General features: G+C 72.7%; 8 protein-coding genes. All 8 read right to left on the bottom strand.

Annotated features, from left to right (window positions below; all coding sequences use genetic code 11):
* Positions 1–123 precede the first annotated feature (123 nt).
* The gene (locus FLW16_RS42565; RefSeq protein ID WP_142566670.1) at positions 124–486 is read right to left on the bottom strand and encodes a nuclear transport factor 2 family protein; all 363 of its coding nucleotides are present in this window, start codon (positions 484–486) and stop codon (positions 124–126) included.
* 256 nt (positions 487–742) lie between these two features.
* Positions 743–1,297, bottom strand: coding sequence for a cysteine hydrolase family protein (locus FLW16_RS42560; RefSeq protein WP_142566669.1), 555 nt, complete (start codon positions 1,295–1,297; stop codon positions 743–745).
* A 101-nt stretch (positions 1,298–1,398) separates the two neighbouring features.
* Positions 1,399–2,253, bottom strand: a complete 855-nt coding sequence (locus tag FLW16_RS42555) for an amidohydrolase (protein WP_142566668.1) — start codon at positions 2,251–2,253, stop codon at positions 1,399–1,401.
* A 56-nt stretch (positions 2,254–2,309) separates the two neighbouring features.
* Positions 2,310–3,425 carry a nickel pincer cofactor biosynthesis protein LarC gene (larC, locus tag FLW16_RS42550; RefSeq protein ID WP_142566667.1) on the bottom strand — a complete coding sequence of 372 codons (1,116 nt, stop codon included), beginning with the start codon at positions 3,423–3,425 and terminating at the stop codon, positions 2,310–2,312.
* Positions 3,422–4,090 (bottom strand): nickel pincer cofactor biosynthesis protein LarB, encoded by a 669-nt coding sequence (gene larB / locus FLW16_RS42545; protein WP_142566666.1) that lies wholly within the window; start codon positions 4,088–4,090, stop codon positions 3,422–3,424. Before larB ends, larC begins: the two co-directional genes overlap by 4 nt.
* A gap of 82 nt (positions 4,091–4,172) precedes the next feature.
* The gene (larA, locus tag FLW16_RS42540; protein ID WP_142566665.1) at positions 4,173–5,429 is read right to left on the bottom strand and encodes a nickel-dependent lactate racemase; all 1,257 of its coding nucleotides are present in this window, start codon (positions 5,427–5,429) and stop codon (positions 4,173–4,175) included.
* Positions 5,419–6,402: an aldo/keto reductase gene (locus FLW16_RS42535; RefSeq protein WP_142566664.1), complete on the bottom strand. Its 984-nt coding sequence runs from the start codon at positions 6,400–6,402 to the stop codon at positions 5,419–5,421. The genes larA and FLW16_RS42535 overlap by 11 nt, the downstream gene beginning before the upstream one ends.
* On the bottom strand, positions 6,399–6,519 hold a 121-nt coding region (locus FLW16_RS42530), incomplete at its 5' end, for an SDR family oxidoreductase (protein ID WP_142562443.1). The genes FLW16_RS42530 and FLW16_RS42535, both read right to left, overlap by 4 nt.

The following is a 6,519-nucleotide window of genomic DNA, read 5'->3' as shown; positions in this document are numbered from 1 at the left end:
GCCCGCATCGCCCAACGGATCCTGGCCTTGACCGCCGCCATCTGGCACAACCGCGCCACCAGCCAACCCATCACCCGGTCACTGATCGCCTACGACCACTGACCGGAATTAGGACTTACTCGTCTAGACCGCGTAGACGGGGGCGAGATCGACGAATATGCGGTAGTCCGAGATCAGACCGTCGTCGCGGGTGCGCCAGATCGATACGGCTACGGCGCTTGCATCCTTGCCGTCGAGCCTCCGGTAGGTCACTTCGGTCTCGGCGATGACGTCGGCGTCCACCCGCCAGTTCCGGACGACCCGGTGCCGCAGGCCGCCGATCGTGGAGTAGAACTCCCGGAGCGCGGCGACGATGGCCTTACGTCCCGTCACCGGCTCGGCATTGCCGAACACCAGCGTGGCATCCTCGGCGAGCAGTCGCCCGAACCCGTCAGGATCGAACGAATCGACTGATCGGAATACGCGTCGCACCGCATCGTCGGACATGCCGGTCCCTTCTCGAAGACGGGATCACTGATGGGGACGATACGGGGGCGAAGTAAGGCGGACAACACCAGGGCAGGTCCTCGTCCTGTTTTCCGGCACGGCGAAGGAGCCGGCCTTGACACCAGGATCAGGGTGCGTCAGAACTGCGTTCTGGAATCGACGTTGGTTATGGCCCGGACCTTTTCCAAACGTCCCCTGCGCCTTCTGCGAATTCGCGCCGCTCAGGGTCGGCTTGGGCAATTCCGCGCCCGCCGGGTCACAGCCGGTCGATCCACTCGTGGCCCGTGAGGACGTCGGCGCCCCTGGCCGGGAAGACGCGGTTGACCAGGAAGTCGTGCACCTCCGGTTCCGCGTCGGCGCAGGCGTCGCTGAGCACGGTCACACGGTAGTCGCGGTCGGAGGCGTCGTAGAGGGTAGCGGCGATCATCGCCCCGGTCGCGACACCGGTCAGCACGATCGAGTCGATGCGCTGGGCGCGCAGGAGCTGATCGAGGTCGCTCGCCGCGAAGGCGCTCGCCCGGCGCTTGAGGACGACCGCCTCGTGCGGCAACGGCTTGATACGCGGGTGCACGAGCGTCTCGGGGGAATCTTCGTGAAACAGCGTTCCCGCCCCGTGCAGGCCGCCGATCAAAGGGTTTCCCACATCGAGGCCTGAGGCCCGCAGCCCGAAACGGATGAATACAACCGGTGTTCCGGAGGCTCTGGCCGCGGAAACGGCCTTCTCCACAACGGGCAGCACGGCGGCGGCGAAGGGGTAGTTGTCCACGATGCCCGCCTGCAGATCGCCGACAATGAGCGCGGTGGTGGTCATGCGTTTCCTTATCTGTACGAGGTGACGGCCGTCGCTGGGGAGGTTACCTGGCCGGCGAGGGCCGGCAGCGGCCCGGGGAGGACGAGTCCCCGCCCGGGTGCTCACTCCTCCAGGTGGTAGACCCGGGTCGCCGTGTTCCTGAAGACGGCCTCGCGGTCGGCGGACGTCAGCCCGGCATCCGTGAGCAGCGCCGAGACGGTCTCGGTCCAGAGGGGCAGGGAGCCGGCGAGGAGGCAGACGGGCCAGTCCGAGCCGAACATGAGACGATCCGGACCGAACGCGTCGAGCGCCACGTCGACGTACGGGCGCAGCGCGGCGGCGTTCCAGTCGTCCCACGCCGCCTCGGTGATCAGGCCGGAGAGTTTGGCCGTCACGTTGGGCTCCGCGGCGAGCTCACGGATGCGGCCCGCCCAGGGGTCGAGCTCTCCGGACGCGATCGGCGGTTTCGCGAGGTGGTCCAGGACGAAGGTCAGCTCGGGAACGGCCCGTACGGTCTCGATAGCGGCGGGCAGCTGGTGCGGCAGGACGAGCAGATCGTAGGCGAGTCCGGCGGCCGCGACCTGCCGAAGCCCCCGGCGTACGTCGTCGCGGGCCAGCCAGCGCGGGTCGGACTCGCCCTGCACCAGGTGGCGGATCCCGCGCAGCAGGGCGCCACCGGGCGCGGCGGCCAGGGCGGCGAGCTCGTCGGCGAGATCGGGCCGGGTCAGGTCGGCCCATCCCACCACGCCGGCCACGGTCCGTGACCCCGCCGCCAGCGCCAGGAACTCGCGCGTCTCCTCGGCGTCGGCCAGCACCTGCACGAGCACGGAGCGGCCGATGCCCGTTCCGGCGGTGGCGGAGGCGTAGTCGGAGAGGGCGAAGTCGCGGTTGACGGGAGCCATCTCCGGGGGATCCAGCCACGTCTGCGGACGCCGGGAGAGGTCCCACAGGTGGTGGTGGGCGTCGATGCGGGTCACGCCCCTAGTCACTGGGGGAGTCACCGGGGGAGTCGCGGGGGGAGTCACATCGGAAGTCACAGCGCGTCGAAAGCCTCTCGTGCCAGTTCCCTCAATGGTCTGCCGGTCGCCTCGGCCAGCGCGGCCAGGTCGTCGTACTCGGGTTTGACCCCCCACGGCCCGTGCTTCATCCGGACGTCCCGGCCGTGCAGGCGTACGGTCGCGAAGTGCCGGGGCAGGGCGACCTTCTCCACCACGCCGCGCCGCAGGCCCAGGCTCCCCGTCTCGGCGAAGACCAGGTTCTGCAGGTCGTCGGCCAGCTCGGGGGCCGTGAGGACGTGCAGGACGTGCGCGGGGCGCCCCTTCTTCATGACGGCGGGCGTGATCCAGGCGTCCGCGGCGCCCGCCGCGAGGGCACGCTCGATGACGTGCCCGAGGATCTCCCCGGTCACGTCGTCGAGGTTCGTCGACAGGACGATCTGTGTGCCTTCCTCTGCCACCGGCTCTCCGAGCATGACCACGGTAACGTTCGGCCGGTCGGGCAGCACGCGGCCGCCGGCACCGTACCCGGTGGCGCGCAGGGCCATCTCCGGAGGCGGGCCGTACGCCGTGCCCACGGCGCGCAGCAGGGCCGCCCCGGTCGGCGTGACCGCCTCTCCCGCCTCCCCGCCCCGCACCCGTGCCCCCTTCAGCAGCGCGAGCGTGGCGGGAGCCGGGACGGGCAGCACGCCGTGGCGGGCGTGCACCGTGCCGCCGCCCAGCGGCAGCGGCGCGCAGTGCACGCGCGTCACCCGGAGATCGCGCAGCGCCGCCGCGCATCCGACGATGTCGATCAGGGTGTCGTGCCCGCCGAGTTCGTGCAGGTGGACGTCGGCGGCCGGCACGCCGTGCAGCGCGCCCTCCACCTCGGCGATCGCGGTCAGCGCCGCCTCTGCCACGGTCAGGCCGGTGCGGGCCGCCATCGCGATCAGCCGGGCGGCCGGGCGCTCGGTGGCGTCGTCGTCCACCTCGATCCGCACGCGGGTGGCGGTCAGCGCTCCGGTGCGCACCCGCTCGGCGTCGAGCCGCCATCCGGTGAGCCCGGTCGCGGCGACCGCCTGCCGTACGCCGTCGAGCGAGGCCCCGGCGTCGAGCAGCGCGCCGAGCAGCATGTCGCCCGCGAGCCCGGTGAAGGGGTTGAGATAGAGGATCACCGGGACGTTCTCCTCGTGAGGCGGTAGGCCGCGAGGGCGGCGCCGAAGCCGGAGTCGATGTTGACCACGGTCAGCCCGGCGGCGCAGGAGGTCAGCATGGCCAGCAGGGCCGTCACGCCCTCAAGCGCGGCGCCGTATCCGGTGGAGGTGGGCACCGCGATCACCGGCGTCTCGACGAGACCGCCGACGACGCTGGCCAGCGCGCCCTCCATGCCGGCGATGACGATCACGCTGTCGGCCGCGCGCAGGTCGTCGGCTGCGGCGAGCACGCGGTGCAGCCCGGCCACTCCGACGTCCCTGACCATGACGGTCCGCAGGCCGAGCGCGGAGGCGACGGCCGCCGCCTCGGCCGCGACGGGGCCGTCCGCCGTCCCCGCCGTGACCACGGCCACCGTGTGCTCGACCGGCTGCGCCGGCCGCCAGACCAGCAGCCGGGCGTCCGGGTCGTACGCGCCGCCGGAGACGAGCGCGCCCACCGCGGCGGCCGTGCCGGGTTCGACCCGCGTCACCAGGACGGGGCCGGTGTTGCGGCCGAGCAGCGTGGTGACGATCCCGGCGATCTCGCTCACCCGCTTGCCGGGGCCGTACACGATCTCGGGCAGCCCCTGGCGCGCCTCGCGGCCGAGATCCACGCGGGCGTAGCCGAGGTCGAGTGCCTCGTTCATGCGGGTACGACGAATCCGGCGGTCGGCGGCAGGCCGGCGTGGGGCCGGTCGTCGCCGGCCGCCATCGCGAAGCGGAGCACGGTCACTCTCCCGCGAGGTAGGGGATCGTCATGGGACCTTCCGGCAGGACGCAGACCCGTCCGGGCAGCGCGCGGACGGTGGCGGCGATGTCGCCGGTCTGCTCCAGGTGAGCGGCGGCCAGGTCGGCGTCGCCCAGATACGACGTGTGCATGATCACGCGGGCGTGCCGCTGGATGCGGGCCTGGATCTGGACCTGCCACTGGTCGGGCACGGTCTCGGTGCGGCGGGAGATCTCCTCGAACAGCGCCTCCGGAGAGGCGGCGGAGGTGAGCACGTCCCGGTAGGAGCCGTGGTCGGGGAAGCCGTCCCGGCACTCGGCGGCGCAGACGATGGTCCCGCCGGGTTTGACGACCTGGGCGGCGGCGCTCATCCCCTTCACCGACTGGTACAGGTTCTGGTCGAGCGGGAAGCCCGCGTTCGTCGTCACCACCACGTCGAAGGGCTCGCGAACCGGGCGCATCGCGGCGGCGCGGGCGGCGGCCGTGGCGGCCGCGTGCATCGGCAGCAGGTCGCCGCCGAACGCGTGCACGATCCTCTGCTCGCGGTTGAGCACGACGTCGAGGGCGAAGGTGACGCCGGTGGCGGCGGCGATGGCACGGACGTCGTCGTGGACGGGGTTGCCCTGGATGACACCCCAGGTGGCCCGCGGGTCGCCGATGCGGGCCGCGTCGTGCAGCGTGAGCACGGTCTCCAGGGCGGCGAGCCCGGGCGCGACCAGTTTGGGGCCGCCGGAGAACCCGGCGAAGAAGTGCGGCTCGACGAAGCCGGTCGTGATGCGCACGTCGGCGTCGGTCCACTCCCGGTTGAGCCAGACCGGTACGTCCTTGCCGTGGCGGCCCATCCACCTCAGCGACGACGCGTCGCGCGCGTCGTGGTTGACGATCCGCACGGCGTCCACGACCTGGTCGCCGAACATCGCGCGCAGTTCGGCGTCGGTGTTGCCGCGGTGGGTGCCGGTGGCCACCAGGATCACGACGTCGCCCGGGTCGACGATCCCGTCGAGCTCGGCCAGGATCGCCGGGATCATCAGGTGCCGCGGCTGGGGCCTCGTGCCGTCGCAGGCGGAGATCGCCACCGTCTGGCCGGGACGCACCCGCTCACGCAGCGGGGGGCCCGCGACGGGTTCGCGCAGGGCCCGGCGCAGTTCGGCGGCCTCGTCCGTCGCGGCGGGCCGGGCGACCGGCGCGATGACCGTGGTCCGGTCGTCCGGCAGGTCCACGACCAGACCGCCGGTGCCGTAGGCGAGGTCAACCCGCATGATCGAGGTCCTCCCAGAGCCCGTCCGGGATGTCCGCCGCCGCCAGCGCCAGATCCTCGGTGATCTCCTCCGCGCTGCGTGCGCCGATCAGGACGGTGGTGACGGCCAGGTGGCGGTGGGGGAAGCGCAGGGCCGCGGCGGGCAGCGGCACGCCGTGGGACGCGCAGACGCGTCCAAGCTCGCGCGCCCGCTCCAGCACGGCGGGCGGGGCGGCGTCGTAGTCGAAGGTGGTGCCGCCGGCCAGGATCCCGCTGTTGAACACACCTCCGGCGATCACGGCCACACCCCGCCGCTCGCACTCGGGCAGCAGTTCCTCCGCGGCGGAGCGGTCGAGCAGCGTGTAGCGTCCCGCGACCAGCACCGCGTCCAGGTCGGTCTCGCGGACGAACCGGGTCAGCATCTCGGCCTGGTTCATCCCGGCGCCGATCGCGCCGATCACCCCCTGATCGCGCAGCTCGGCCAGCGCCGGATACGCCTGACCGGCGGCCTGCTCCCAGTGGTCGTCCGGGTCGTGGATGAACACCAGGTCGAAGCGGTCGAGCCCGGTGCGGTTCAGGCTGTCGTCCAGCGAGCGCAGCACGCCGTCGCGGCTGTAGTCCCGCACCCGCACATAGCCGGTGCGGCCGGGGAACCCCTCCTCCTCGCCCCGGCCGGGCACCAGCACCCGGCCGATCTTCGTGGAGACGACCGCCTCGGCGGCGGCGGCCTCCGGCAGGGCGCGCAGGAACCGCCCGAGACGCTCCTCGGCCAAACCGCTGCCGTAATGCGGCGCGGTGTCGAAGTAGCGGATCCCCGCCTCCCACGCGGCGGCCAGCGTCTGCTCGGCCTCCTCCTCACTCACCGGCGCGAACAGCCCGCCCAGCGGCGCCGTGCCCAGCCCGTACCGCCCCAGCCTGCCCGCCACACCCTGGCCAGCCGAACCCGAGCCCGAGCCGGTTTGCGGCGGGCGGCGGTCGCCGGCAGCGGCCGTCATGAGGTCACCGGCCGCAGCCGCAGCCCGGCCATCCCGCCGTCCACGGCCAGCTCGACCCCGGTCGTCGACCCCGCCCGCGGGCTGGCCAGATACGCCACCGCGTGCGCGACCTCCTCC

This window comes from Microbispora sp. KK1-11, assembly GCF_006874435.1.
Lineage (GTDB): Bacteria > Actinomycetota > Actinomycetes > Streptosporangiales > Streptosporangiaceae > Microbispora > Microbispora catharanthi.
This window is presented reverse-complemented; position numbering and strand designations above follow the sequence as displayed.